Source organism: Pandoraea norimbergensis, assembly GCF_001465545.3.
Lineage (GTDB): Bacteria > Pseudomonadota > Gammaproteobacteria > Burkholderiales > Burkholderiaceae > Pandoraea > Pandoraea norimbergensis.
Genome location: NZ_CP013480.3, coordinates 1,958,958 through 1,984,107, shown reverse-complemented (window position 1 = coordinate 1,984,107; position 25,150 = coordinate 1,958,958). Strand labels below are relative to the sequence as shown.

Sequence of the window (25,150 nt, the reverse complement as noted above, 5' to 3'; positions counted from 1 at the left end):
GCCATGCCCGCGCCCGATGGCGGCAGCTACGCCGTGCCGACGCTGCGCCGCCGCCTGTTGTCGATGGTCTACGAGTCGCTACTGCTCTTTGGCGTGCTGTTTCTCGCGGGCTACCTGTTCAGCGCACTGACCCAGCAACACAGCGGACTGATGTATCGCCACGCGATGCAGGCGTGGTTGTTCCTTGTGCTGGGGGCCTACTTCGTATGGTTCTGGACGCATGGCGGGCAGACACTCGCCATGAAGACATGGAAGATCCGCGTGGTCGATGCCCACGGCCAATCGCTTAGCTTCGGCCGTGCCATTGCACGCTACGTGCTCGCGTGGCTCTGGGTTCTGCCCGCGATGGCGCTCGACTGGACGCTGGGTCTGACCGGCTGGAACAGCGTTGCGCTGCTCAGTGGCTGGATCGTGCTCTGGGCGCTGGCCATGCGTGTCATGCCCGATCACCAGTTCGTGCATGACCGCCTCGCGGGCACGCGTCTCGTGAGCGTACTGGGCAAATGAGTCCACCGCGCGACGCTGGCCCCTCGGGTCCCTCCGGCACCACCGGGGCAGTTCGCCCCTATCGCGCATCGCGCCCGCACGTCATCTTCGGCGGCGTCGAGATTCTGCTCTCGCTCGTCGTCGCCATCGCCACATGGGCCACGTGGCACAGCCCATGGACCACGCTCCTGTGGACGCTGCTCTGGCTGCCGGTGTCGCACGCCGTTGGCCTCGCGGCAGGATTCACCATGGCGGCCAACGCCGACCCCACACCGGAACGCCGCACAAGCGGCGGTACGAACATCGCCATCTGGGCGTATGAGTGCGCGGCCTCGATCCTGCTGCTCGACGTCTACCAGCCGTGGCGCAGCACCGCACCGACAGCCTCACCCACCGGTCCGGCGCGCCCGGTCGCCGTGTTGCTGTTGCACGGCTACGGCTGCAATCGCGCATTCTGGCTGCGCTTTTCGCACCATCTGGCCGATGCGGGATATCACAACGACGCGATCAATCTCGGGCCGATATTCGGTGACATCGACGACTACGCCGAGGCCATCGCCAACGCTACCCAAGCCTTGGCCGAACGCACCCGCCTGCCGGTCGTGCTGGTCGGGCACAGCATGGGCGGTATTGCGGCACGCGCCTGTCTGCGCCGCTTCCCGACGCTGCCTGTCATCCACACCATCACGCTGGGCTCACCGCATTTCGGCACACTGCACGCCCGTCACGGCATCGGACGCAACGTCCACCAGATGGGCCTCGGCAGTGAATGGCTGGTCGCCCTCGCCAACGGCGAAAGCGATGCCGGGCGCGCGCGCATCACATCGATTTACACGTATCACGACAATGTCGTGTATCCCGTGCGCACTTCCGTATTGCCGGGCGCGCGCAACATCGCACTCGACAAGCTCGGCCACGTGTCGCTCGGCACCCATCCGCGGGCGCGGGCGCTCGTGCTGGAAACCCTCGAACGTGTCGCGCAAGGCTTACGCCACGGGGCTTGATGCCGTTTTTCGGCAGCCTCGCCCAGCACGCAGCGTCGATCCCGCATCTCCTCCCCGCCCGCAAACACCCCGCTGTAATCCGCAGTAATCGACACGCCGGCCCCCACGGCATAGGCGCGCAACCCTGTCGCATCGCCACCACGGTCCAAGACACATTCAAGACACGTCCGTGACTGTCATCGTGCCTTCACGAAGGCACGGCGTAATGCACGCATGTTCAACGCGACGTGCGAGCCGCTATGACGACGACACCCACCTTTGAGCTGCCGATCACCCCCCCTGCGGCTCGCGCCGGTCGCTTTGCCGACGCACCACCGGGACGCCCAACCGCCCCGCCCGCTTCGCCCCCCGCCACACCGCCCTCCACGATCGACCTGCCGCCCGACACTCCCGATCCGCTCGATCCGCCGCCCGAAGGCATCACGCGCTATCGCACGATCTGGCTCTCGGACATCCATCTGGGCACGCAGGGCTGTCAGGCCGACTACCTGCTCGACTTTCTGCGCCATCACGAGTCGGACTACCTCTATCTCGTGGGCGACATCATCGACGGGTGGCATCTGCGCAAGGGCTGGCATTGGCCGCAAGCGCACAACGACGTCGTGCAGAAGATGCTGCGCCGGGCGCGCAAGGGGACGCAGGTGGTGTACGTGCCGGGCAATCACGACGAAGCGGCGCGGCAGTTCTGCGGTCTCGCCTTCGGTGACATTGCCGTGCGCGACGAGGCCTTCCACACCACGCTCACGGGCAAGCGCCTCTGGATCACCCACGGCGACCTGTTCGACGGCGTGATTCAGCACGCCAAGTGGCTCGCGTATCTGGGCGACTCGCTCTACACGCTCACGCTGCTGCTCAACCGCTGGTTCAACCGTGTGCGTACGCGCTTCGGTTTCCCGTACTGGTCGCTCTCGCAGTACCTGAAGCATCAGGTGAAAAACGCCGTGAACTTTATCTCGGCGTTCGAGAACGTCATGGCCGACGAAGCGCGCCGCCGCGGTTGCGACGGCGTGGTGTGCGGCCACATCCACAAGCCGGAGATTCGCGAGATCGATGGCCTGCTGTACTGCAACGACGGCGACTGGGTCGAGAGCCTCTCGGCGCTGGTCGAAACCACCGAAGGCGAGTTACGCATCATCTACTGGACGCAAAAACGTGGCGTGCGCGCCACGGCCAAGAGCACGCCGGTCAGCGCCTGAGTGCTTAAGCGCATCAGCGCATCAGCACGTCAGCACTGGCCCCGATGACTTCACCTATGACTCGCGCCACGTGCGCGAAGGAGCGCCCGATGAAAATCATGATCGTCACCGACGCCTGGGATCCGCAAATTAACGGTGTGGTCCGCACGCTGAAGAACACGCGCGCTCAACTGGAAGCCGCCGGCCATCGCGTCGAGCTGCTCACACCGCAGGAATTCCGCACGCTGCCGTGCCCCACCTACCCCGAAATTCGACTGGCATTCTTCGTCGGCGCTCAGGTGAAACGCCGGATCGAGGATTTCGCGCCCGACGCTCTGCACATCGCTACGGAAGGCCCGCTCGGCATGGCCGCGCGCAAGTGGGCCAAGCGCAACGATTTCCCGTTCACCACGGCCTATCACACGCGTTTCCCCGAGTACGTGCAGGCGCGTTTTGGTCTGCCGCTGGCCACCACGTACCGCTTTCTGCGCTGGTTCCACAAGCCGTCGCGCGCGGTGATGGCGCCCACGCCCGTGGTCAAGCGCGATCTCGAAGCCAACGGCTTCAACAACGTGGTGCTGTGGACGCGCGGCGTCGATCTCGACATCTTCCGCCCGCAGGAATCGCATGTGTTAAATTCAGCCCATCCGATCTTCCTCTACGTAGGACGCGTTGCCGTGGAGAAGAACATTGAGGCATTTCTGAAGCTTGACCTGCCGGGCTCGAAATGGGTCGCCGGTGAAGGGCCGCAACTGGCGGAACTTCGCTCGCGTTATCCCGATGTGAATTATCTCGGCATGCTCTCGCAGCCCGAACTTGCGAAGGTGTACGCGTCGGCCGACGTGTTCGTCTTCCCCAGCCGCACCGACACGTTCGGTCTGGTGCTGCTCGAAGCGATGGCCTGCGGCCTGCCCGTGGCGGCTTACCCGGTCACCGGCCCCATCGACGTGATGCATGGGTGCCCGGAAGGCGACGCGGGGGCTTTGCGCGAAGATCTGCGTGAAGCGTGCCTTGATGCGCTCAAGGTCTCGCGCGAAAGTGCACGGGCATGGGCGGAACGTTTCTCGTGGCAGGCTGCCTCAGAAGAGTTTGTTTCGCACCTGCACCCGCGCACGCCCGAGTCGTCATCGCTCGCGCCTGCCCTCTGATCTCCCTCTCAAGCCCGTTGCGGCGAGGAACCTGACGCTTGTTCATCGACCATCCGCCGCCACGCGACAAAACGCCGAATCCGTACAAGGGCAACCGGGGCGTCATGCGCGCCTGGCGTGCATTGAAGTACTCCTTGTCCGGATTCAAGTTTGCCGTGTTCGAAGAGAGCGCTTTCCGGCAGGAACTGGCGCTTGCCGCCATCTTGCTGCCGGCAGCGATCTTTCTGCCGGTCACCGCCGTCGAGCGTGTACTGCTCATCGGATCGATCCTGCTCGTGCTGATCATCGAGCTGGTCAATTCGAGCATCGAGGCGGCCATTGACCGTATTTCCCTTGAACGGCACGAACTCTCCAAACGTGCCAAGGATTTCGGCAGCGCCGCCGTGCTCGTCGCACTCGGCCTGTGCTTGCTCACCTGGGCGTCTCTGGCTGGCCCCGTCATCGTCGAACTCGTTCGCTCCGCGTTTTTCTAAGATCGCTCACGGCGCACCTTCCCATGCTTGGCAGCGCCCCGCTGCCGGGTATAATCGGCGCCGTACCCAGTGATACTTACTTCATAAACGCAAGCGGAGAAACTCCTTCGCCGAGCTTGCCGCCAACCGGGGCCGACAGACATGGAAGCAAAGCCGCCACGCCGAACCCGCGAACGAATTCTTGAGGTGTCGCTTCGACTCTTCAACGAAATCGGCGAACCCAACGTTACGACCACCACGATTGCCGAGGAGATGAAAATCAGCCCCGGCAATCTGTACTACCACTTCCGCAACAAAGACGACATCATCAACAGCATCTTTGCGCAGTTCGAGCAGGAAATCGAAAGGCGACTGCGGCTGCCCGACGATCACAAACCGACGCTCGATGAAGTCTGGACGTATCTGCAATACATGTCCGAGTTTCTGTGGCGCTTCCGTTTCCTTTACCGCGACCTGAACGATCTGCTCGCCCGTAACCGGACGCTCGAGACGCACTTCAAACAGATCGTGGGCCACAAGAAGCGCTTCGCGCGCGAGATGTGCGACATGCTCGTCGCCGACGGCGAAATGGAAATCACGTCGGAGCAGATCGAAGTGGTCACCACCAACATGGTGGTGCTCTCCACGTACTGGTTGTCTTATCAATTCGTGATGAATCCGCGCAAGTACAACGATCCGGAGGAGATCGGCGCGGGCCTGCATCAGGCGAGCTATCACATCCTCTCGCAAATGGCGCCGTATCTGAAAGGCAGCTCACGCGCGATGTACGACCGGATGGCTCACGAATCATCGTCCAAAGGAGTGCAGTAAGGCATGACCCCGGAAGTCAAATCCATTTGTATTTATTGCGGCGCGGCGACCGGCGTGCGACCGGCCTATGCCGAAGCGGCACGTGAGTTGGGCCGTCATATGGCCGAAGCCGGCATCCGGCTCGTGTACGGCGGCGGCAAGGTCGGCCTGATGGGCATCATTGCGGACGCTGTGCTCGCGCATGGCGGCCAGGTCATCGGCATCATCCCCAAAGCGCTGATGGAGAAGGAAGTTGGCCATACCGGGCTGACCGAATTGCATGTGGTCGAGAACATGCACCAGCGCAAGCAGATGATGGCCGACCTGTCGGACGCGTTCATCGCCATGCCGGGCGGTATCGGCACGTGCGAAGAGCTGTTCGAAGTGTTCACGTGGTTGCAGATCGGTTACCACGCCAAGCCGATCGGTTTGCTCAACGTCGAGCAGTATTACGATCCGCTGCTCGTGTTCCTGAAATCGATGGTCACGGAGCAATTCCTCAAGGGCCCGCAACTCGATCAGTTGCAGGTTGCCGCTTCGCCCGAAGCGCTGCTCGAAACCGTGCGCCACTTCAAGCCGTCGCAAATCAATCGCTGGTCCGACCAGCGCACGCAGATCTAAGGGCTCAGACGCCCCACCGCGCGGTCAGTGTGATGGCCGCGCGGGCTTCCCCACGCCGCACCTCCCCGTACCGCCGCCGGCACCTCGCGCGTGCCCGCCTCCCCGGAAATACACACCGCACAGTGCCTCGCCTTGCGCCGTTGCGGCAAGCGTTCACCCATGCCGGGCCTGCCGTTGAACTCTTGTGACGCACGCAACTCAGACATCAGTTGCCCCGTGCCCGCCCGGGTTTCCCTTCCTCGACGAGCGACCTGCCCATGATGTTAAAGATGCTTCGCCCGATGCGGCTCTTGCGTTCTCGCTGGCTGCGCCCGCATGCGGGTCTGTTGCTGCGTCGCAGTCTTTGGCAAGCCACCCCACGCGGTGTGGCGATCGGGCTGGCTTGCGGGGTGTTCTTCGGCATTCTGTTCCCGGTGGGACAGATTCTCGTGGCGTTGTTGGCGGCGGCTTTTCTGCGTGGCAATTTGTTTATCGCCGCGGCAGGCACCTTCATTACCAACCCGTTGACGGTGCCGTTCGTGTATCTGGGGGCACACCGTCTGGGGCGTTGGATGCTGGAATGGTCACCCCGGGAAGAGATCGAGGCGGGCGTTGCGGCGGCCACACGGGCCAGTGAAGGCTTATGGACGCAGGTGACGAATTTCGATTTCGGCGCGGCAACGCTGCATCTGGCCACCGGCCTCGCCACCAGCGCGTGCGTGAGCGCCGCGCTGGCGTACGTCATCGGCTTCTTTGCGATCCGCTGGCACCAGCAGCGCAAGGCGGTGGCGGCAGCACGACAATAGCCGCTCGCCGGCCCCTCACCGGTCGTCAGAACGACGAGCCGGGTTCCTTCAGAAACGCGATTTCCTCGGGCGTCGATGCACGCCCCAACGCCGCATTGCGATGCGGATAGCGCCCGAAGCGCTCAATGATCACCGCATGGCGGCGTGCGTAATCGAGGTTATCGACCATCCCGTGTGACTTGGCGAGTTGTTCGTACAACTCAAGCGAGAGGTGCTGACTTTCGAGCGATTCGTCGTGCTCGAACGGCAGGTAGACAAACACACGATGTTGGGGCGTTGGCAGACGCTGATCGTCGCCCGCCTCCACCAACCGGCGGGCCACTGCCAACGCCCGTGCATCGCCGGAAAACGCCCCCGCCTTGCCTCGGAACAGATTCCGCGAAAATTGATCGAGCATCACGATCAAGGCGCACGCGCCCAACGGCGTGTTCGCCCAGTCGTCGAGTTCGCCCGCGAGCGCTTGCGCGTAGCTGGCGCCGAAACGCGCGCGAATCTCCTCGTCGAACGCCTCTGATTTGCGAAACCACTCCGGCCGGGCCAGCCCGTACACCTCGGCGTCAGGCGTGCCGAACCAGAAATCGAGGACCGCCTGCCATGGCGCGTCGTTCGCCGCGTTCATCGCGTTCGTCGAGGGTGCAGTTGCTGGGGAGTGGTTCGACATGGTGCCTCTCATCTCGGGACGGGAAGCCCGCATGATGCCAGACTCACGCAAACGCCAGCACGACACGGCGCGTGCGCGACGTCTTCTTCTCGATCTTGCTCACACGCAGCGCACCGATTTCCGCCGTGTTGGCCACATGCGTGCCGCCGCAAGGCTGAAGATCGATCCCTTCGATACTCACGAGACGCACACGGCCGAGCCCCACCGGCGGCTTCACGCTCATCGTGCGCACCAGTTCCGGACGCGCCGCCATCTCTTCATCGCTGATGCTGTCGATGCGCACCGCGCGCGCCGCCGCAACCAATGCCGCCAAACCGGCTTCGACAGCCTCGCGCTCGATAGGGTCGTTGGTCACGAAGTCGAGCCGTGCGTATTCCGGCGTGATGCTGCAACCGTCCACCGGATGCGGCAACACGGCGCACATCAGATGTGACGCCGTGTGAAAGCGCATATGGCGAAAACGCCGCTCCCAATCGATCTCCGCTTGCACGACATCACCGACCGACAACCCGGCAAGTGCCTCGGCCTGCCCTTCGGCGGGCACGTGAACGGCGTCGTCAGGCGTCGCGCCTTCGTGCTTCGATTTACGGGTGTCGGCAATCGCGAGACGCGTGCCGTCTGCCAGCACGAACGCACCCGCATCGCCAGCCTGCCCGCCGCCAAGCGGGTAGAACACCGTGCGATCGAGCATGATGCCGTTCTCGTCGATATGAGTGATGCGCGCCTCGCATTGGCGCAGATAGGCGTCTTGTCGGAACAGCGCTTCTGTTGTCATGGTGTCTCCTTCTGGAATTGGACATAGTCGCGCGGTTTCGGCAGTCATGACAAGGGCCAATCCCTCGCTTTCGGACCAGTACGGTGAACGCCGAACGGCGTCGTCCGAGTTCCCGGCTTCTGGCCAAAGTCCCATCGAATGCGTCACGGCGCATGAAGAACCGGTCAGCAATTCCCAATCGATCTGACATTCGCCTCGCAAACCAAAGCAATGTCTGACGGCAACAGAACGGGGCGAGGTGGCCGCTTAGGATGATTCCGAGTGCCGCGGACGATGTGGCATGTAACAGAAAGGAGTCGAGATGAGACCAGAAGCCCCCCACGGCGTGCCACGTCGTGCCGAATCGACCGCTGCCGCGCTGGAAGAACTCGACGGCGATCCGGACGATCGGGCGTCCTTCCTGCATGCCTGCGCCCGCTATGACGCGGGCGATCATGAAAGCACGGTCGCCCACCTGACGGCGCTCTTGCGTAAGCGCCCATTGCATCTGGGTGCCCTCAAGCTGCTTGGCTACGCCCTCTACGAAAGACAGGCCTACGCGCTGGCCGCGAGCCCGCTGATCACCGCCGCCATGCTCGACTCGGAAGACCCTGAGCCCGCGTACGTCGCCGCTTGTTGCCTCATCAAAACGAGAGATCTCGAACTGGCGCGCAGCGTATTACAAGCGGTGACGGAAATCAGCCGCCGCATTCCGCTGCATGCCGAATTCGGTCTCCGGGCCCGGCAACTGCTCGCCACGCTCTGAACACTTCGCTCCCCGAGATATCGCTATGAATTTAAGCTTCAGTACGCATCCTGCCTACGTCGATCCGGCAGCCAACGCCCCCGCCGCCAACGAAGCGGGTGCTTCATCGGCCGGTATCGGCAACGCCCTGACGCAACTGCGGGAAGGCTTCACCGACCGGATCCGGCACTACGCTTCGAAAGTGGCAAACGTGCAGCTTCTCGACCCTGCCCCGGAACGCCGGGAATGTCAGCACGCCATTGCCAAAGGGATGATCGGCACCTCGGCGCGAGTCCTGAGTTTCGTGGTGCCGTTCATGGATTTGAATGCCGCGAAGTACGAGAGCGAGGAAGAAATCAACCGCGAGTGGCTACGCGTGGACTTCGCACTGAGCGTCGCGGTCTCCGGGCTATTCAATACGCTGGCGCAGATCGACCACTACCGCAAGCATCCGGATGCCAATGCGCAGGAAATCAGCGGCATCACGTGGATGAACTGGTTGGCCGAGAAATATGGCGCATCGGAACCCGCCCGAAAACGGTTGGACAGTTTCGAGCACATTGCCGCCTCGACGACGTCGTTCGGCCTGGTCGTCGCATCGCAAATTCATCCCCACGACACCACGAAACAACGAAGCGAAGCGGCCGAGCATTTCGACCGGGATCTGGGCATTACCGCCGCCGCGGCCGGTCTGGCCTCATCGACGGGCGGCCACCTCTACGAGTACGGCCGCAACCTGATGACGGTGCTTCCAGAATGGGTTGGGGAGATCAAGCAACGGCTTTGCGGCGCTGGCCTGACCGCGCCAACGATGCAAGATGACGTCGAGGCTAATGCCGAGACTCCCCTCACGGGAAACGCGTCCGGGGACGTGAGCATCGACATCGATGGCGTCGAGCCGGGAACACACAGTGCTCTCACAGCAAAGACTGCCGTGTAAGCACGCGCCGCGTCGCTGCTCGCTATCACGTCGCAGGGACTGAACCTGCGCCCGTCAACCTGCCCGGTTGCGCATCCAGTCCGCTGTACCGTAGAACGCCTGCATGAGCCGTTCCTGAAGCGAGGCTTCCACGCCGATGTCTTGCATGGCCAGTGCGATGCAGCGCAGCCATTGGTCGCGCTCGCTGCTGGCAATCGGGAATGGCAAATGACGGGCGCGCAGCATCGGATGGCCGAATCGCTCGATGTAGTGGTTCGGGCCGCCGAGCCAGCCGCACAGGAACCAGAACAGCTTGTCGCGCGAGCCATCCATCGACTCAGGGTGCAGGCTGCGGATACCGGCAAATTCCGGCTCCAGATCCATCAAGTCGTAGAAGCGGTCGACGAGTTCGCGTACGCGCGCTTCGCCGCCGAGCAAGGAGAACGCGGTCGGCTGCGCAGGCGTGTCCTGCGCGTCGTCGTCCGCGATCGGGGAAGTTTGGGAAGAGTTTTCGGTCGTCATGGGCGCTATTGTGCCCGAGCGCGGAAGCAAACGCCTTATACCTCGCGCAGCGTGCGCAGCGCCGACTGGCGCAACACCGCCCGCAGGCCGCTCCATCCGCCGGCCAGCGCGCACAGCACGCCCGCCGCAATGCCCAGCAACGGCAGCCAAGGATTGAACGTCAGCGAAAACTCGAACACATAGCGCGCGAGTGCCCAGCCAAGCGCCCCGGCACCGAACGCCGCCAGCAAACCGGCCAGCGCCCCTACCGTCACCAATTCCGCCAGATGCACGTCGCGCAACTGCCGCGACGACGCCCCCAGCGCGCGCAAAATACCGCTCTCGCGCATGCGTTCGTCACGCGTGCCGGCAAGCGCTGCATAAAGCACCAGCACCCCCGCCGCGAGCGTGAACAGGAACAACGCCTGCACGGCATCGATGACCTGCGACAGAATCTGCTGAATCTGCGCGAGCAACGCGCCGGTATCGATCACCGTCACGTTGGGGAACTGGCGCACGAGCGCATCGGCCACGCCCTGCTGGGGCGCATCCAGATGGAACGACGTGATCCACGTCATCGGAAAATCGCGCAGCGCCGCCGGCGGCATGACCACGAAGAAATTCACCCGCATCGAACCCCAGTCGAGCTTGCGCAGGCTGGTGATCGGCGCATCGATCGTCTGTCCTGTCACTTCGAAACGCAGCGTGTCGCCCAGCTTGAGCCCAAGCGTCTTCGCAATGCCCTCCTCCATCGAAATCTGCGGCGCCGTCGAGTCGCCATACCACTGCCCCGCCGTCACGCGATTGCCGTCGGGCAATGCCGTCGTGTACGACAGATTGAATTCCCGCTCCGCCAGTCGACGGGCGCGTTCTTCCGTGTAACGGTCACCCGTCACGGGCTGGCCGTTGATCGCCGTCATCCGCGCCCGGATCATCGGCGAGAGCTGCACGTCGGGCAAACCGGCCGCGCGCAGTTGCGCCAATACCGGCGCGTCCTGACCCGGCTGGATATCGATGACAAAGCGATTGGGCGCATCGACCGGGCTCGACTGACGCCAGCCGGCGACCAGATCGTTACGCGTGACGGCGAGCAGCAACAACGCCATCAAGCCCAGCCCCAGCGCAACGACCTGCAAGGCGCTGCCGAGTCCACGCCGACGCAGCCCAGCCAGCGCATACCGCCAGCCGATGCCTCCCATCGCGCCGCCCGCCGGACCGCTGCGACGCGCCCACGCGGCCAGCCCGCGAATCGCCAGCCATGCGAGCGCCGCGAACACGATCGCGCCCGCCACGAAGCCCCCCGCCACCATCGCCCCAAGGCGCAGGTCCCGGGCAGCAAACAGCAGCAGCGCGGCGAAGGCCAACGCACTTGCACCATACGCGAGCCAGCCCTGACGACGCGCGCCGCCCACGACATCGCGGCGCAGCACATGCAGCGGTGCCACTTCAGACAGCGGCAGCAGCGGCGGCAAGGCAAAGCCCAGCAGCATCACCAGTGCACTAGCGAGACCGAATGCCGCCGGACGCCACGTTGGCGCAGGCAGCCCCGCCGGAATCACATTCCCCAGTTGGGCCAGCAACGCCCAGTGAGCGGCATAACCGAGCGCCACCCCCAACGCACCGCCGATCAGCGCAAGGCCGACGAATTCGAGTGTCACCATGCCGCGCAACGAACCGCGCGACACGCCAAGACAACGCATGACGGCACACGCGTCGAGGTGCCGCTCGCTATACCGGCGCGCGGCAATGCCGACGGCGACTGCGGCCAGCACAGCCGCCAGCAGCGCTACGAGCGAGAGGAAGCGCTCGGCCCGGTCGAGCGTCTGGCGCACCTGCGGCTGGCCTTCTTCGAGCGATTCGAGATGTACACCACGGGCTTGCTCGGCCGCCGGGGCGGCCCACGTGCGGAATTGCCTGACCTGCGCATCGGTCCCGGCAACGAGCAGCCGGTAGGTGATGCGGCTGCCGAACTGCACGAGACCCGTCGACTGAAGCTCGTCGAACCGCATCATGACGCGCGGTGCAAGCGACCCAAAACCGTAGCCGCGATCCATTTCACGCGTAATGACGGCAGCGATGCGCAGCGAGCGGTTGCCCACGCGAACGTTATCGCCGGGTTTGACGTGCAGCGCGTCGAGCAGCGCCGCGTCGACCCAGACCGTGCCGGGCGCCGGGATATCGGCAGCGGGGGCGTCCGGCGTGTTGGCGGCGGCATCCGCCGCAGTGCGCACGCGTCCACGCAACGGGTAGCCATCGCTGACGGCCTTGAGCGAGGACAACCGGCTGGCGCCGGCCTGACCGTTCTCGCCAATGGCACTGGCCATACTGGGAAAGTTGGCGACGACCGCCGTGGCGAGCCCGTCGGCATGGGCCTGACGGGAGAAATCGGGGGCTAAAGGGGCGTCGCTGCGAACGACGAGATCGGCGGCGAGCATCTGGCGCGCATCGCGCTCAAGCCCGCCCTGCATACGATCGGAGAGAAAACCGACGCTGGAAAGCGCGCCGACGGCCAACAGCAGTGCCACGAGCAACAGGTGCAGCTCGCCTGCACGCCAGTCGCGCAGGAACATCCGCCACGACTGGCGGGCAACATCAGTGAACCCCATCGTTCCTCAATCCTTTGACCCGGGCCAGCACAGAGCGCCAGCCACGCCAGACACGCGGCAGCCACCACCACGCCAATACGACGAAAACCAGCAACATCAAGAGAAAGACGGCCGGCAGGAAGAATGCGAGCGCGAGACCGCCCACCGTGGAAACATCTTCGCCGGCTGAGGCCGCCACATTGGAGAAAGGTTCCGGCGACGTATTGATGAGCGCCCGGCTACCGGCCTTGGCCAGATGTGCCGTACTCGCCAACGCGCCCCCGGCCAGCCCGGCCAGCACGGTCACGGTCGGGTCCATCTGGCCGAGCGCCGCAGCGCCCAGCACGATGCCCGCCGGAATACGGATGAACGTATGCACCGCATCCCACGCGCTGTCGACGAAGGGAATCTTGTCGGCAAAGAACTCGATCGCGGCCAGTACACCGGCCGCCGCCAACACCCACGTGGACGCCAGCACCGCCAGCGACGGCGGCAGATGCAACCACCCGAGACGCGCCGCCAGCCCTGCGCAGAACACCGTCAGGTATAACCGCAGGCCGCTGCCCCAGGACAGCCCTGCGCCGAGCGCAATCGATTCCAGCATGGTGACCCTCGCTGCCGCCGGTATGGCGGCGTCGTGCGATCACGCGCCTCACATTGCCGGCGCGGTAACGGTGTTCAAGGTCGATGCCACCGGCATTTCGGATATCACCGAGTTTGCCGACATCACCGGCATCATCGTTACGGCGTCATTATGCCGCGCGTTGCGGCAACGCACCACCGGTGACATTTTGGGGGCGCTGCGCGGGGGGCCGCTCCGGCTGGCAACGGCCATGCCGGAGCGCCCAGTGCGCTTACGCCGCGGTGAGTTTCAGGCCCACGAGCCCCGCCAGAATCAGCGTGACGCTGGCAATGCGCGCCGCCGAGGCCGATTCACCGAACAGGATGATGCCGAGAATGAAGGCGCCCACCGCGCCGATACCGGTCCAGATGGCATACGCCGTACCCAGCGGCAGCGTACGAACGGCCAACGCCAGCAACCACACGCTGCCGACCATCGAGACGATGGTGAAAACGGACGGCACTAGCCGCGAAAAGCCTTGCGTGTACTTCAGACCGACGGCCCAAGCCACTTCCAGCAATCCCGCAAAGACGAGAAGGATCCAGGCCATGAATGACTCCGATGAATGGACAGATCGGGGTCGTCCCCGGAAGAAAGGTGAATCCGTGCACCGGGTCGTCCCGGCACGACGGGTTCCATCGGAAACCGAATCAACTTCGGATCATTGCCGCTGGAGGCGGACGACGGAACCCCCGGATTTTAGCAAAGCAGGCGCCCTTCCGTAGGACGCCCTACCGGTGACATGGAATTGATCGGGCAGCCGCAATGCGACGGGGAGTCATTGCGTAAGCGATGTAGGGAGTCAGCGCATTAGGGACCCGGCGCGCGCTTCAGGCGGTCGTATCCACTTCCAGCCGATACCCCACGCCCGTCTCGGTCAGGATGTGCTTCGGCTGTGCCGGGTCTGCCTCCAGCTTCTGCCGCAGGTGGCCCATGTAGATGCGCAGATAGTGATTGCTCTCGACGTGCGACGGCCCCCACACCTCCTTGAGCAATTGCCGGTGCGTGAGCACGCGGCCGGCATGGCGAACGAGCGTCACAAGCAAACGGTATTCGATCGGCGTCAGATGCACGGCCTCACCGGCTCGCGTCACCTTTCGGCGCGCCAGATCGATGCTGATGTCGCCAAAGGAGAAGGCTTCGCCCAGCGTCTCGGAATTGCCGCCGCGATGATGGCGGCGCAACTGGGCGCGAATGCGCGCCAGCAACTCCGATACCCCGAACGGTTTCGTCAGATAGTCGTCGGCGCCCACGTCGAGCGCGACCACCTTCTCCGATTCTTCGTTGCGGGCAGACAGCACGATGATCGGCATATCCGTCCAGCCACGCACTTCGCGAATGACTTCCACGCCGTCGATGTCAGGCAGTCCGAGATCGACGATCAGCAGGTCGGGCTTGCGCGTGGCGGCTTCGACCATGCCTTGGCGTCCGGCTTCCGCTTCGTGCACCACCATGCCTTCGGCTTCCAGCGAGGTGCGCAGAAACCGGCGGATCTGGCGTTCGTCTTCAATCACCACGATGGTGATGGTCGGTTCACTCATAACTTTTTGTGACCTTGGCGTCAGGCGAGGCTGGCGATTCAGGTAATTCAGATGACTCGGAAAGATCGTGGTTCAACCCGGAATCCCCCGACGACTCGTTCATGTCAGGCACTTCCGGCTCGACGGGAGGCGTTTCCACCGGCAGCGTGAAACTGAAACGCGCGCCGTGCCCCTGCGGCACGTTGGCGGCCTCGATTCTACCGCCGTGCGCTTCCACGATGGCCCGGCAGATCGCGAGCCCCAAGCCGATCCCGGGCTTGGCCGACTCCTTCTCCCCGCGCATGAATTTCTCGAAAATACGGCCCTCCATCCCGACCGGCAGCCCCGGCCCGTCGTCGCTCACGCTGACTTCCACTTCATCGCCGAGCGTACGGGCGGCAATCTCGATGTGCGATCCCGAGGGCGAGTATTTGGCCGCGTTTTCCAGCAAGTTGGTAAAGAGCCGCTCCAGCAAGACGGCGTCAAAGCGCAGCAGCGGCAGATCCGCCGGCAACCGGGTACTGACCTCATGCCCGGCCAATACGCGGCGGCACGCGCGCAACGACGTACCGACCACTTCTTCGAGCATCTGCCACTGACGATTGAGCTGTACCCCGCCCGCCTGCAACTTCGCCATATCGAGCAGGTTCGTCACGAGCCCCGTCATGCGCTGCGCTTCTTCGTGAATCGCATCGACCAGTTCGGTGCGCAACGGCCCCGGCGTCTCGGCATTGCGGCTGAGCATGCTCGCAAAGCCGACGATGGACGTGAGCGGCGTGCGCAGATCATGCGAAATCGCCGACAGCAGCGAGTTGCGCAGCCGCTCCGACTCCATGGTCACCAGCGCATCCTGCGCAATCTCGACGTAATGCACGCGCTCAAGGGCCAAGGCAATTTGCGCGGCGAAGGTATCCAACAACCGGAGTTGTTCCGGTGTCGCAATCGCCCCCGTCGCGGGGTTATCCGGCGCCACCACCAGTACCCCACGCGTACGCATGGGGGCACGCAATGGCAGGTAGTAGGCGTCCGACGCAGGCAACGTGTCGGTGCCCTGCCCGGCAGCCTGCTGACGGTCGTAGACCCATTGCGCGACGTCCGTATCGATATGCGCCGGCATGGTCTCGGCCTGTGCGTTCTCCACCGGTTGCCGCACACTGCCTTGGCTGTCGGGCAGCAGCAATGCCACGCGCGCCTGAAACACCTCCCGCACGTGGCGCGAGCCGATTTCGATGATCTGTGGCGTCGTCAGCGCCGCTGCCAGTTCCCGCGCCATCGCATAGACCGCGCCGGTGCGCCGCTCGCGCCAGGTCGCCAAGCGCGCCTGAAACCGCAGACTCGTCGTCAGATGGCTGATGACGAGGGCCACCGTCAGCATGACCGCGAAGGTGAGCAGGTACTGCGTGTCCGAGACCGACAGCGACATCTTCGGCGGTACGAAGAAGAAGTCGAACGCGACCACCGACAGGAATGACGCCAGCACACCCGGCCCACGGCCCAGCCGCATGGCCGCGATGATCACGCCCAGCAGGTAGAGCATGGCGATATTGGCGAGATCGAGAAACCGCGTCAATTCCGCCGCCGCGAGCGACACCACCCCACAGATACCGACGGCCCACGCGTAAGCGCGCCACGGCCCGCCCACCAATCCGAGTTCCGGCGCGGTATCGAACCAGTCGCGCCAGTCGCCGCGCACCACACGTTTGTCGGCCGTCGCATCGCCCGCCGCTGGGCCGATCAGCACGACATCCACGCCTCTCGCGAGCCGTATCAATCCCTCATGCAGCGGCGTACGTGCGGTCCACCAACGGCGCGCACCGCTCGCGCCCACCACGATCTTCGACACATTGCGCATCTGCGCATAGGCGAGCAACGTAGGCGCGGCATCGGCGCCGTCAAGCGTCAGCGTTTCCGCCCCCAACTCCTGCGCCAGCTTAAGCGTGGCGTACGTGCCTTCGCGACGCACCTGCGACTGTCGCAAGATGGCCGGGGTTTCGACATGCACCGCCAGCCAGTCGGCCCGCAGGCTCGCGGCCAGCCGTGCCGCCGCGCGTACAAGCGCCACGCCTTCCGGGCCCGGCCCGATCGCGACCAGCAGGCGTTCGCGCGCCTGCCAGATATGACTGATCGACTGATCGGCGCGGTACTCGCGCATCTGCGCATCCACCCGATCGGCCGTGCGGCGCAGCGCCAGTTCGCGCAACGCAATCAGGTTGCCCTTGCGGAAGAAGTTACGCACCGCCCGCTCGGCTTGCGCGGGCATGTACACCTTGCCCTCCCGCATACGCTCGAGCAGTTCATCAGGCGGCAGATCGACGAGTTTGACTTCGTCTGCCAGATCGAACACCCGATCCGGCAGCGTCTCCCAGACGCGAATGCCGGTAATCTGGCCGACCACATCGTTGAGCCGCTCCAGATGCTGCACGTTGAGCGTGGTGTACACGTCGATGCCAGCCACCAGCAATTCTTCGACGTCCTGCCAGCGCTTCGTGTGGCGCTCCCCGGGCACATTCGCGTGGGCCAGTTCGTCGACCAGCGCGACGGCCGGTTTGCGCGCCAGCATGCCGTCGAGATCGAACTCGCGCAGCAGACGCCCGCGATACTCCACCGACTTCTGCGGCAGGACTTCCAGCCCTTCGAGCATTTGGGCCGTCTCTTCGCGGCCATGCGTCTCCAATACCCCGACCACCACGTCGGTGCCTTCTTCGCGCAGCTTTCGCGCCGCTTGCAGCATGGCAAACGTCTTGCCGACACCCGCCGACGCGCCAAAGAAAATCTTCAGCCGGCCGCGCTGCTCGCGCGCTTCGTCGCGTTGCAGTTTGTCGAGCAAGTCGTCGGGGTTCGGGCGTTCAATGCCAGCCATCGGATCAGTCCACCAGAAAGACGCGCGCCATCTCGCCAGCCGGCGAGACATACGCAAAATCGGTTCACATGCCGTGCGCATTCCATGCGCATTCGGTACATCGGGCAAAGCAAAAACGGCACGCGTCGAGGGCGTGCCGCCAATCTACCGCACGCTGCCGGACAAGACCAGCGATTCGCCAGCCTGCCCGGCAGCGCTGCCGGCTTTTCAGACGCTACCGGGCGTCAAGCCATCCAACGCCAGGTTGAGCTTCAGAACATTCACCCGCGGCTCTCCGAAAATTCCCCATTGACGCCCCTGCGTGTAGCGGGCGACGAGGGTTTGCACCGCATCCGGCGTCAGGCCACGGGCCTTAGCGACACGGCTGACCTGATAAGCCGCCGCTACCGGGCTGATCTCAGGGTCGAGACCGCTGGCAGAAGCCGTCACCAGATCGGCCGGCACCGGCAGCGCTGCCGTCGGGTCAGCTTCGCGCAGTGCCGCGATACGGCCCTTCACGGCGTCGGCGAGTGCGGGGTTGAGGGGGCCGTAGTTCGAACCGCCCGACGCGAGACCGTTGTCAGGCATCGGCGCCGTGGCCGACAGGCGGCCCCAGAAGTACTTCGGCTCGTCGAAGTTCTGCCCGATCAGCGATGAGCCGACCGGCTTACCGTCCTTGTAGATCAGGCTGCCCGAGGCTTCGCGCGAAAACGCGACCCGGCCGATGCCGGTCACGACCAGCGGATACACCAGGCCCGTAATGACCGAGAGCACGACGAAGAGGCTCAGCATCGGGCGTAACAGGGTTTTCATGACGTCTATTCCTTAGAGTTCTGCAATGACCAAGTGGGCAACAGCGCCGGCCGATCAGGCCCAGCCCATCGCGGCGATGATCATGTCGATCGCCTTGATGCCCACGAACGGCACGAGAATGCCGCCCAGCCCGTAAATCACGAGGTTGCGGCGCAGCAGCGTTGCCGCACCGAGCGGGCGATACTTCACACCCTTGAGTGCCAGCGGAATCAGCACCACGATGATCAGCGCGTTGAAAATCACCGCCGACAGAATGGCCGACGACGGGCTGGCAAGGCGCATCACGTTCAACTGATCCAGTTGCGGATACGTGGTCGCAAACGCCGCCGGAATGATCGCGAAGTACTTCGCCACGTCATTCGCAATCGAGAACGTGGTGAGACTGCCGCGCGTCATGAGCATCTGCTTGCCGATCTCGACAATCTCGATGAGCTTGGTCGGGTTCGAGTCCAGATCGACCATATTGCCGGCCTCTTTCGCGGCCTGCGTGCCCGTGTTCATCGCCACGGCCACGTCGGCCTGCGCAAGCGCCGGTGCGTCGTTGGTGCCGTCGCCGGTCATCGCCACCAGCTTGCCTTCCGCCTGATACTTGCGAATGGTCGCGAGCTTGGCTTCCGGCGTGGCTTCGGCGAGGAAGTCATCAACACCGGCTTCCGCCGCGATCGCTGCGGCCGTCAGGCGGTTGTCGCCCGTGACCATCAACGTGGTAATGCCCATCTGGCGGAGTTCGGCAAAGCGTTCCTTGATGCCGCCCTTGACCACGTCCTTCAGCTCGATCACACCCAGCGCACGCGTGCCTTGCCCGTCTTGCTCGGCCACCACCAGCGGCGTGCTGCCGCGACGCGAAATTTCATCGACCGACGTCGCCAGCGCCGCCGGCCACACACCGCCGGCCGACTCCACGTAGCGCTTGACGGCTTCGGCAGCGCCCTTGCGAATCTGCTTGTCGGCCAGATCCACGCCGCTCATGCGCGTCTGCGCCGAGAACGGGAGAAACACGGCGTGCAGGCCGGCCATCTCGCGCTCACGCAGATTGAAGCGTTGCTTGGCGAGCACCGTGATGCTGCGGCCTTCCGGCGTTTCGTCGGCCAGCGACGAGAGTTGCGCGGCATCGGCCAGCGTGCGCTCGTCCACACCCGGGGCGGGCACGAACTGCGAGGCCTGACGATTGCCCAGCGTGATAGTGCCGGTCTTGTCGAGCAGCAGCACATCGACGTCGCCCGCAGCTTCCACGGCACGGCCCGACGTGGCGATCACGTTGGCCTGCATCATGCGGCTCATGCCGGCAACACCAATGGCCGAGAGCAAGCCGCCGATGGTCGTCGGAATCAGGCACACGAGCAGCGCCACGAGCACGGTGATCGTGACCGGATGCCCTGCCTGCGTGACCAGCACGCTGTAGATCGAATACGGCAGCAGCGTGGCCGTGGCGAGCAGCAGCACCAGCGTCAGGGCGACGAGCAGAATCGTCAGCGCGATTTCGTTCGGCGTCTTCTGACGCTTGGCGCCTTCCACCATCGCAATCATGCGATCGAGAAACGCCTCGCCCGGGTTGACCGTCACTTTCATGACGATCCAGTCGGACAGCACGCGCGTGCCGCCCGTGACTGCGGTGAAGTCACCGCCCGATTCGCGAATCACGGGTGCCGATTCCCCCGTAATGGCCGACTCGTCGACCGATGCGACGCCTTCGACCACTTCGCCGTCGGCGGGCACAACGTCGCCCGCTTCGACCAGCACGAAGTCGCCACGGCGCAGGCTGGCGCTGTCGATGACCAGACATTCGGCATCACGCGCCGCCGCGCGGAGTTGCTTGGCGGGCACGTTCTTCTTGGCCTGACGCAGCGATGCAGCCTGCGCCTTGCTGCGCCCTTCGGCCAGGGCTTCGGCGAAGTTCGCGAACAACACCGTGAACCACAGCCACAACGTAATGGCGAGGATAAACGGCGCGCTGGCTTCGGCATGCCCTGCGAGGGCCATGCCGAACAGCACCGTGGTGAGAATGCTGCCGACGTACACCACGAACATCACCGGATTGCGCGCTTGCGTAAGTGGGTGAAGTTTGCGGAACGAGTCGACAATGGCCGGCTTCACGATCGAGGGGTCGAACATCGACTTCACAGCCGATGTATGACCCTCGCCGACCGGCCGGGTGACGGTATTACCTGCAGATTGATTCATGAGTGCCTCGAATGCCTCATTTCATTGTTCAATGCGCGCCGATCATCGCCAGATGTTCGGCGATCGGGCCCAGCGCGAGCGCCGGCACGTAGGTGAGTGCGCCCACCAGCAGCACGGTGCCGAGCAACAGCACGACAAAGAGCGGTCCATGCGTGGGCAACGTGCCCGACGTGGCGGCAATGCGCTTCTTCGCGGCCAGACCACCGGCAATCGCCAGCACCGGCACGATCACCCAGAAGCGGCCGAACCACATCGCAATGGCCAGCGTGTTGTTGTAGAACGGCGTGTTGGCCGAGAGCCCCGCAAAGGCGCTGCCGTTGTTGTTCGCGGCCGAACTGAAGGCGTAGAGAATTTCAGAGAACCCGTGTGTCGCCGGGTTGGCCACCCCCACCTGACCGGCTTGCACCATCACGGCGAGTGCCGTGCCGAGCAGCACCAGCATCGGCGTCATGAGCACGGCTACAGCGACCATCTTCATCTCGAACGCTTCGATCTTCTTGCCCAGATATTCCGGCGTGCGGCCGATCATCAGCCCCGCCACGAACACCGCGAGCATCGCGAAGACGAGCATGCCGTACAGGCCTGAACCCACCCCGCCGAAGACCACTTCGCCCAACTGCATCAACAGCATCGGCACCATGCCGCCCAGCGGCGTGAGCGAGTCGTGCATGGCGTTGACCGCACCGCACGACGCCGCCGTCGTCACCGTCGCAAAGATGCCCGACGCCACGATGCCGAAGCGCGTCTCCTTGCCTTCCATGTTGCCGCCCGACTGCGTCGCGCTGACCTGCTGATCGACCCCGAGCGGGGTGAGCACCGGGTTGCCGGCCTGCTCCGCCGAGACCGTCGCCACCGCAGCAATCGAGAACGCAATCGTCATCGCCGCGAGAATCGCAACACCCTGACGACGGTCACCGACCATGCGGCCGAACGTGAAGCACAGCGCCGCCGGGATCAGGAAGATCGCCAGAATTTGCAGGAAGTTCGACAGCGGCGTCGGGTTTTCGTACGGGTGCGCCGAGTTGGCGTTGAAGAAGCCACCACCGTTCGTGCCGAGCATCTTGATCGCTTCTTGCGAGGCGACCGGCCCCATCGGCAACGTCTGCGTGGACGTCACGGCCGGCTGCGTGACCGGCTTGCCAGCGGCGTCCATCTTCGGCTGACCGTCCGGACCGAGGACCGGATTGTCGTAGTGCGTGGCCTGCACCGTCGCGACGTCCTTGTAGGCGTCGAAGTTCTGAATCACGCCTTGGCTCATGAACGCCGCGGCAAACAGCACCGACAGCGGGATCAGCACGTAGAACGTGATGCGGGTCATGTCGACCCAGAAGTTGCCGATCGTTTTCGCCGTATGACGCGCGAAGCCGCGAATGAGCGCCACCACCACAGCGATACCGGTGGCTGCGGACAGGAAGTTCTGTACCGCGAGGCCGAGCATCTGCGTGAGATAGCTCATCGTCGACTCGCCCGAATACCCCTGCCAGTTCGTGTTGGCCACGAAGCTGACAGCAGTGTTCATCGACGAATCGGGCGTGACCGCGCCGAACGCCTGCGGGTTGAGCGGCAGCCAGACTTGCCAGCGTTGCAGCGCGTAGACCGCGAACGCCCCCACGGCGTTGAAGCCGATCAGGGCGATCGCGTAGGCGCGCCAGTGCATTTCCTTTTCGGGATCGATACCGCACAAGCGATAGAGGCCGCGCTCGACCGGGGCAAACCACCGGTTCACGCGCGACTCGCCGGCGAGCACGTTGGCCATGAAACGGCCGAGCGGGCGCGCCAGCACCAGTAGCACGACGAGAAATACGCCGAGCTGAATCCAGGCATTGAGTGTCATGCGAGATCCTCCGGCTTGAAGAGCGCGTAGACGAGATAAACGAGCAGCGCGAGCGTGAGTCCGCCGCTCAGCCAGTACATGGCTGTCATTGCTGCCCCCCTACCGACGCGCAAAACGCGACAAAGCCGACGGTCGCAGCGGTAAACACTGCCATCACGCCGAGATATAACCAATCCATGACAACTCCCTATCGTGTGGCGGCCGGCACACCACGGACGCGACGCGCCCTCGCATGCGCATGCCAGCCGTGATCTGAAAGATACGGATCGGCGCGTAAAGACGGGGACAAAAGGGGTAAGGACGGTGTAAACAACGTGTAAACGACAACGCCCGCCGATATCGCTATCGGCGGGCGTTGTCGTTTGTTTTTGCGGGTCTTCGGGGGGCGGCGCAGTCAGGCTGCCTGCTACCCCCGGTGGATCACTCCGTGACCTGCGAACCCTCGCGCCAGACCTCGATCACTTCCTTGCTCGGTTCGAGATTCAAGTTGACGTTGCGCGGCGGAATCGGCTGCTGGAACCACTTTTGCTGAATGCGGCGGATCTCGCCCGAGCTGAACACATGCGCCAGCGTCGTATCGACAAACTTCTTGAACTGCGGGTCGTCGCGACGCAGCATCAGCGCGTTCAATTCGGTTTCGAGCGGCGCACCTACGATGGCGAAGTCGCCCGGCTCGCGGGCCGTGGCGCGCAAACCGGCGAGCAGCACGTCGTCGAGCGCAAATGCCTTGGCGCGGCCGGTTTCGAGCGTCATCATCGATTCGCCGTGGTCACGCGCCGGAATCACGCGAAAACCACCCTTGTCGGCCTGAATACGTGCCAGACGCTCGCCGGTGGAACCGGCAGACGCCACGAGATTCTGGCCCTTGAGGTCTTCCAGACCGCGAATGTTGTCCTTCTTGTTGACCAACAGACGCACTTCCGACACGTAGTACGGGTGGCTGAAGCCCACTTGTTCAGCCCGCTCCGGCGTGATGGTGTTCGGGGCGCAGTCCAGATCGACCGTGCCGTTCTTCACCAGCGGAATGCGGTTCTGCGGCGTGATCGACATCTCACGCACTTTCAGGTTCGGCATGTTGAGCGCCGACTTGACCGCGTCGACCACGGCGTAGCACAGGTCCATGGTGTAACCCACGGGCTTGCCCTTGTCGTTCACATAGGCAAACGGGATCGCGGCTTCGCGATAACCCAGCGTAATGAGCCCCGTGTCGTGGATTTTCTTGAGCGTGCCCGTCAGATCGCCATTGATCTTCGGCAGTGCAACCACCGCGACGTCGGACTTGGCGGCCTTAGCAGGCGCAGCAACCGCCGTAGAGACGCCAGAGAGGGTACCCAGCGCGGCAACGCTCACCGACAGACTGAGGGCGACGCGTCGGGCGACGACTTTCCAATTCATTTCATGCCAACCGTTCACAGAAAATTCCTATCGCATTAATAGCACGATAGCAATTTACAGAATTGCACCGCCCGGCGCAAAGCCACTTTTCTCATTAGCTTATTCTTGGCGCGATTCTTGGTCTGACGCTCGCCGTGATGCCTGCGGTGACTTCTGCCGCGCGGCTTCCCACAGCGCCTGCACCTCGGGCGACGGCAGCATGTGCAGGTTCACGCCGTAGGGGGGTGTCGGATTCTGGAACCAGTGACCTTGCAGGCGCGCCATTTCACCGCTGCGGAACAGTTCGACCAGTGCCGCATCGACCACCGCCTTGAAGGCCGGGTCGTCTTTGCGCAGCACGAGGGCGTAGTACTCGGGGGTATCGGCCAGCGGTGGTCCCACGACACGGAACGCATCGGGCGTCTTGGTCGTCGTGCGCAAGCCCTGAAGCAGCACGTCGTCGAGCGCGAGCGCCTGCCCTCGTTGTTCGCGCAGCAGATGAAACGCCTCGTCGTAATCGCGCGCCATCAGCAGTTGAAACCCGATCTCCGCCTGACGTGCCCGCACCAGACGCTCTGCCGTCGTGCCCTGCACCACCACGAGTCGAAGGCCACGCATGGCGTCGATCGAGCCGATGCCACTGCCGCGCCGGACCATCAGGCGCACATGCGCCGCGTAGTAGGGCAGGCTGAACGCAACCTGTTCGGCGCGCTCGGGCGTCAATGTCGAGGGCGCACAGTCGATATCGATGGCATCCCCTTTGACGAGCGGTGCGCGCATCTGCTCGATCACCCGCACCGGCACGCTATCCAACTGCGGCAACCCGAGTTCTCGCTGAATCGCCGGCACGATCTTCTGACACAACGCCCACGCCAGCCCCTGCGGCTGCTCGTGCTTGTCGGCAAAGGAGAACGGCACGGCAGATTGCCGGTAACCAAGCTCGATGCGACCACGCTGGCGAATGCGCTCCAATGTGGGTGAGGCAGTTGTGAGGGTGTTCCCGGCGTCAGTCTCTGCCGGCGCCGTCAGTTCGGGCGCGGATGCCGTCGGCACACCTATCGGGGTCGCGCCGACTGGCGCAGCGCACGTAAGGCCCACGCCAGCAGCGGCCACGTAACGAACGGCCCGGCGTATCAGGACGTACCGCCCTCCAGCGGGCAGGCGCGAGTGCTGCGATATCAGTTGCAATATCAGTTGCAATATCCGCGGCAACATCCGGCAAAAGAAGAGAGTCATGGCGGCGTGCTCAAGGTGGGGAAAGTCGCACCTTAGCAATGCCTTGGGCCGGCGCCTACGACCTGTCCTGCGTTTTCGGACTATT

24 protein-coding genes are annotated in these 25,150 nt (G+C 64.1%); 10 read left to right on the top strand and 14 right to left on the bottom strand.

The window, feature by feature from the left end; all coding sequences use genetic code 11:
* The first annotated feature begins 3 nt into the window (after positions 1-3).
* The 8 genes from AT302_RS08875 (at position 4) to AT302_RS08840 (ending at position 6,481) form a co-directional block, all read left to right on the top strand.
* Positions 4-507, top strand: a complete 504-nt coding sequence (locus AT302_RS08875; RefSeq protein WP_058378129.1) for an RDD family protein — start codon at positions 4-6, stop codon at positions 505-507.
* Positions 504-1,490: an esterase/lipase family protein gene (locus tag AT302_RS08870; RefSeq protein ID WP_058378128.1), complete on the top strand. Its 987-nt coding sequence runs from the start codon at positions 504-506 to the stop codon at positions 1,488-1,490. Before AT302_RS08875 ends, AT302_RS08870 begins: the two co-directional genes overlap by 4 nt.
* Before the next feature lie 269 nt (positions 1,491-1,759).
* The gene (locus AT302_RS08865; protein WP_407668844.1) at positions 1,760-2,686 is read left to right on the top strand and encodes a UDP-2,3-diacylglucosamine diphosphatase; all 927 of its coding nucleotides are present in this window, start codon (positions 1,760-1,762) and stop codon (positions 2,684-2,686) included.
* A gap of 89 nt (positions 2,687-2,775) precedes the next feature.
* Positions 2,776-3,813 (top strand): glycosyltransferase family 4 protein, encoded by a 1,038-nt coding sequence (locus AT302_RS08860; RefSeq protein ID WP_058378127.1) that lies wholly within the window; start codon positions 2,776-2,778, stop codon positions 3,811-3,813.
* A gap of 38 nt (positions 3,814-3,851) precedes the next feature.
* On the top strand, positions 3,852-4,286 hold the full coding sequence (locus tag AT302_RS08855) for a diacylglycerol kinase (RefSeq protein WP_058378126.1): 435 nt from the start codon (positions 3,852-3,854) through the stop codon (positions 4,284-4,286).
* A gap of 141 nt (positions 4,287-4,427) precedes the next feature.
* Positions 4,428-5,096 (top strand): TetR/AcrR family transcriptional regulator, encoded by a 669-nt coding sequence (locus AT302_RS08850; RefSeq protein WP_058378125.1) that lies wholly within the window; start codon positions 4,428-4,430, stop codon positions 5,094-5,096.
* 3 nt (positions 5,097-5,099) lie between these two features.
* Complete coding sequence (locus AT302_RS08845; RefSeq protein ID WP_058378124.1) at positions 5,100-5,696, top strand: LOG family protein; 597 nt, start codon at positions 5,100-5,102, stop codon at positions 5,694-5,696.
* 257 nt (positions 5,697-5,953) lie between these two features.
* A complete protein-coding gene (locus AT302_RS08840) occupies positions 5,954-6,481 on the top strand; it encodes a DUF2062 domain-containing protein (RefSeq protein ID WP_058378123.1) in 528 nt (175 codons plus the stop codon).
* A gap of 25 nt (positions 6,482-6,506) precedes the next feature.
* Here the strand turns inward: AT302_RS08840 and AT302_RS08835 are convergent, their stop codons facing one another.
* Both AT302_RS08835 and AT302_RS08830 read right to left on the bottom strand, forming a co-directional pair.
* Complete coding sequence (locus AT302_RS08835) at positions 6,507-7,142, bottom strand: DUF924 family protein (protein ID WP_084656108.1); 636 nt, start codon at positions 7,140-7,142, stop codon at positions 6,507-6,509.
* 43 nt (positions 7,143-7,185) lie between these two features.
* Positions 7,186-7,917 (bottom strand): alanyl-tRNA editing protein, encoded by a 732-nt coding sequence (locus tag AT302_RS08830; protein WP_058378121.1) that lies wholly within the window; start codon positions 7,915-7,917, stop codon positions 7,186-7,188.
* 301 nt (positions 7,918-8,218) lie between these two features.
* On the opposite strand from AT302_RS08830, the gene AT302_RS08825 reads away from it, so the two are divergent.
* Both AT302_RS08825 and AT302_RS08820 read left to right on the top strand, forming a co-directional pair.
* Complete coding sequence (locus AT302_RS08825) at positions 8,219-8,662, top strand: hypothetical protein (RefSeq protein ID WP_157125733.1); 444 nt, start codon at positions 8,219-8,221, stop codon at positions 8,660-8,662.
* Positions 8,616-9,581: a hypothetical protein gene (locus AT302_RS08820; RefSeq protein WP_157125732.1), complete on the top strand. Its 966-nt coding sequence runs from the start codon at positions 8,616-8,618 to the stop codon at positions 9,579-9,581. The genes AT302_RS08825 and AT302_RS08820 overlap by 47 nt, the downstream gene beginning before the upstream one ends.
* Before the next feature lie 54 nt (positions 9,582-9,635).
* On the opposite strand, the gene AT302_RS08815 is transcribed toward AT302_RS08820, so the two are convergent.
* The 12 genes from AT302_RS08815 to AT302_RS08760 all read right to left on the bottom strand — a co-directional run bounded on the left by AT302_RS08815 (position 9,636) and on the right by AT302_RS08760 (position 24,882).
* Positions 9,636-10,082: a group II truncated hemoglobin gene (locus AT302_RS08815; RefSeq protein ID WP_058378118.1), complete on the bottom strand. Its 447-nt coding sequence runs from the start codon at positions 10,080-10,082 to the stop codon at positions 9,636-9,638.
* Between the two features lie 35 nt (positions 10,083-10,117).
* Positions 10,118-12,667 (bottom strand): ABC transporter permease, encoded by a 2,550-nt coding sequence (locus AT302_RS08810; RefSeq protein ID WP_237172100.1) that lies wholly within the window; start codon positions 12,665-12,667, stop codon positions 10,118-10,120.
* Complete coding sequence (locus tag AT302_RS08805) at positions 12,654-13,250, bottom strand: DUF4126 domain-containing protein (RefSeq protein ID WP_058378117.1); 597 nt, start codon at positions 13,248-13,250, stop codon at positions 12,654-12,656. Before AT302_RS08805 ends, AT302_RS08810 begins: the two co-directional genes overlap by 14 nt.
* A gap of 250 nt (positions 13,251-13,500) precedes the next feature.
* Positions 13,501-13,818: a quaternary ammonium compound efflux SMR transporter SugE gene (sugE, locus tag AT302_RS08800; protein WP_058378116.1), complete on the bottom strand. Its 318-nt coding sequence runs from the start codon at positions 13,816-13,818 to the stop codon at positions 13,501-13,503.
* A gap of 280 nt (positions 13,819-14,098) precedes the next feature.
* A complete protein-coding gene (kdpE, locus tag AT302_RS08795; RefSeq protein WP_058378115.1) occupies positions 14,099-14,809 on the bottom strand; it encodes a two-component system response regulator KdpE in 711 nt (236 codons plus the stop codon).
* Positions 14,802-17,639, bottom strand: a complete 2,838-nt coding sequence (locus tag AT302_RS08790) for a sensor histidine kinase (protein ID WP_058380197.1) — start codon at positions 17,637-17,639, stop codon at positions 14,802-14,804. The genes kdpE and AT302_RS08790 overlap by 8 nt, the downstream gene beginning before the upstream one ends.
* Positions 17,640-17,855: 216 nt before the next feature.
* Complete coding sequence (gene kdpC / locus AT302_RS08785; RefSeq protein WP_058378114.1) at positions 17,856-18,440, bottom strand: potassium-transporting ATPase subunit KdpC; 585 nt, start codon at positions 18,438-18,440, stop codon at positions 17,856-17,858.
* Positions 18,441-18,494: 54 nt separating this feature from the next.
* Complete coding sequence (gene kdpB, locus AT302_RS08780; protein ID WP_058378113.1) at positions 18,495-20,621, bottom strand: potassium-transporting ATPase subunit KdpB; 2,127 nt, start codon at positions 20,619-20,621, stop codon at positions 18,495-18,497.
* Positions 20,622-20,649: 28 nt separating this feature from the next.
* Entirely contained in the window at positions 20,650-22,455 is a 1,806-nt protein-coding gene (gene kdpA, locus AT302_RS08775) for a potassium-transporting ATPase subunit KdpA (protein WP_058378112.1), read from the bottom strand.
* Positions 22,452-22,544, bottom strand: coding sequence for a K(+)-transporting ATPase subunit F (gene kdpF, locus AT302_RS08770; protein WP_064675054.1), 93 nt, complete (start codon positions 22,542-22,544; stop codon positions 22,452-22,454). Before kdpF ends, kdpA begins: the two co-directional genes overlap by 4 nt.
* 331 nt (positions 22,545-22,875) lie before the next feature.
* A complete protein-coding gene (locus tag AT302_RS08765; RefSeq protein WP_084656107.1) occupies positions 22,876-23,850 on the bottom strand; it encodes an amino acid ABC transporter substrate-binding protein in 975 nt (324 codons plus the stop codon).
* 99 nt (positions 23,851-23,949) lie between these two features.
* Positions 23,950-24,882, bottom strand: a complete 933-nt coding sequence (locus tag AT302_RS08760) for an amino acid ABC transporter substrate-binding protein (RefSeq protein WP_167365787.1) — start codon at positions 24,880-24,882, stop codon at positions 23,950-23,952.
* Positions 24,883-25,150 lie beyond the last annotated feature (268 nt).